This is a genomic window from Sporichthya sp., assembly GCF_013815995.1.
Classification (GTDB): Bacteria; Actinomycetota; Actinomycetes; order Sporichthyales; family Sporichthyaceae; genus Sporichthya.
Window position 1 is genome coordinate 1 of record NZ_JACDFE010000374.1, and the last position, 2,441, is coordinate 2,441.

Consider the following 2,441-nt stretch of genomic DNA (forward strand, 5'->3'; position numbering starts at 1 on the left):
CTGGGCCGAGCACTGGAACACCGACCCGAAGCCCTTCATCTGGAAGGCGACCGCGGAGGAGATCATCGCCAAGGTCCGTCGCGGGCGTGAGGTCCTCAACCAGATCAATTCGCAGACGGACCACTAGAAGCCCGGTCGGCGGGGACCGGTCGTCGGGACCGTGGTCGTCAGGTCGGGGCCGGGTAAGGGACCCGGCACGACCGTCGGCGCGGGACGGGGGGTCGTGAGCGGGTCCGGAACGGGGACCGGCTCGGGGACCGGCTCGGGGATCGGCACGGGGACCGGCTCGGGGACCGGCACGGAACCGACGATCGCCGCGGCCACCTGCGAGCGCAGCCGCGGCAGCTCGCGGTACAGCAGATCGCCCGGGCAGGAGGTGGAGCCGGCGTCGCGGTGACCCGAGATGCGCCGGAAGTTCACCCCCCGGCCGGCCGGATACCGGGCCACGCCCCCGCCCTCCGAGGTCAGCCGGACCGATCCGAGCGCGTCCAGCGCGTCGGGCTGATCAAGGGTGAACTTCCAGGCGATCAACTGCGCGAGTGAGGTGAGCATCGCCGGCGAGGGCGCGGTGCTCTGGAACGTCCCGATCGCGGCGACTCCGAACGTACGCGAGTTGAACCCTCCCGTGTGGGCGCCGAGCACCCGCTTGTCGACACCGCCGGCCCGGCCCTCCCAGATCCGACCGAACCGGTCCACCAGGAAGTTGTAGCCGACGTCGGACCAGCCTCGGACCCGCACGTGGTACGCGTGGACGCCGCGCAGGATCTTTGGCACGTCGTCCGGCCCGTAGTTGTTGGTGCCGGCGGTGTGGTGCACGAAGCCGGCCACGATCTCCCGGGTGTAGCGGGGGCTGCGCCGCGTCAGCGCCGGGTCGGCCTTCCACGCGCCGCGGGACCGGACCTCGGGCGCGAGCACCCCCAGGCCGAGTCGGGACACCGGGGCCACGGCCGGGTCGGCGTCCAGATCGGAGGGCGAGGTACCCGGGTCCAGCAAGACCGCGCCCAGCCCAGCCGGGATCGACTCACCACCGGGAAGATCGATTCGCACCTGCAGGGCATCCGAGAACCCGACCCAGACCGGCACGGTGCAGGTCACGTCGGCCACGGAGTCCTCGTCACCGTCGGGAGCGTCGAGATCGCGGTGAACCTCCTGCCACGGCCCCCACGACTGACCGAGGGCCGAACGCAAGCTGACGGACATCGGGGCGGGGGTGCCCTTGCCCGCCCCGTCCCAGGTCAGCCCGATCATCGAGAACGGCCCGGCCGCCATCGGTGGGCTGAACATTCGGGCGAGCCCGTCAGCGGCTTCACCCGGCATCTGACCCATCGTCATGTCCGAAGGCCGGAGCGGCAGCCGGCGCACGCCGACCTCGGGGTCTCCTGAACCCTCGCCCCACGCGGGCAGCAGCGAACTTGCGCCGGCCTCTGCGACAGCCGCGACGGAGGCGACGGCCGCGAGCCCCAGAGCGCGTCGACGAGTGATCCTGGGCATGCGATCGGCTCCCGGGGGTCGGTGGTCGAACCCGAGGTGGGTCCGCACGGATCGCAGCACGTCCCACGACGCCGAGGGCGGTCGGAATTCTTACGTGGTCGCGAATCGGCCGACCGCCGTTCGGCGTTCACCCGATGTACCGCCGGAGCACGTGGGGCCTTCCACCCGCGGCCGGGACCGGGGTGAGCACGAGCGCCCTAGGTTGAGCAGATGCCTGCGCCGCCGGACTCTCCACTGGCGCGGCGGCTCACCACGGGCGACGCGGTCGTCATCGGCCTCGGGTCGATGGTCGGGGCGGGCATCTTCCTCGCTCCCTCGCCCGCGGCCGGGGCGGCCGGATCCGGTCTGCTGATCGCGTTGGGGTTGGCGGCGGGCGTGGCGTACTGCAACGCGCTCTCCTCCGCCCGCCTGGCGGCCCGCTACCCGGTCTCGGGCGGAACCTACGTCTACGGCCGGGAACGGCTCGGTGAGTTCTGGGGCTACCTGGCCGGCTGGGCGTTCGTGGTCGGCAAGACCGCCTCCTGCGCGGCGATGGCGCTGGCGGTCGGGACCTACGCGTGGCCGGACCATGCCGGCACCGTGGCGGTGGCCGCGGTGGCGGCCCTGACCGCGGTGAACTACGTCGGGATCCGGCGCTCCGCGGCTCTGACCCGGCTGATCGTGGCCGCCGTCCTGGTCGTGCTCGCGGTCGTGGTCATGGTGGCGCTGACCTCGGACGCCGCGGTGGCCGAGCGACTGCGGCCGCGCGGGGACACCGACCTGGCCGGGATCGCGGAGGCGGCCGGTCTGCTGTTCTTCGCGTTCGCGGGCTACGCGCGGATCGCCACGCTCGGCGAGGAGGTGCGCGACCCGGCGCGCACCATCCGGCGGGCGATCCCGCTCGCGCTCGGCCTGACCCTGCTGGTCTACGCCGCGGTGCTCGCGGCCGCGCTCGCGGTGCTGGGCCCGGG

Annotated in this window: 2 protein-coding genes; one reads left to right on the forward strand and one right to left on the reverse strand. The window is 73.2% G+C overall.

Features of this window, described 5'->3' with window-relative positions:
- Positions 1–123: 123 nt before the first annotated feature.
- On the reverse strand, positions 124–1,491 hold the full coding sequence (locus H0X00_RS23425; RefSeq protein ID WP_293775238.1) for an N-acetylmuramoyl-L-alanine amidase: 1,368 nt from the start codon (positions 1,489–1,491) through the stop codon (positions 124–126).
- A 210-nt stretch (positions 1,492–1,701) separates the two neighbouring features.
- On the opposite strand from H0X00_RS23425, the gene H0X00_RS23430 reads away from it, so the two are divergent.
- Positions 1,702–2,441, forward strand: a 740-nt coding sequence (locus H0X00_RS23430) for an APC family permease (protein ID WP_293775240.1), incomplete at its 3' end; no start/stop codon positions are given.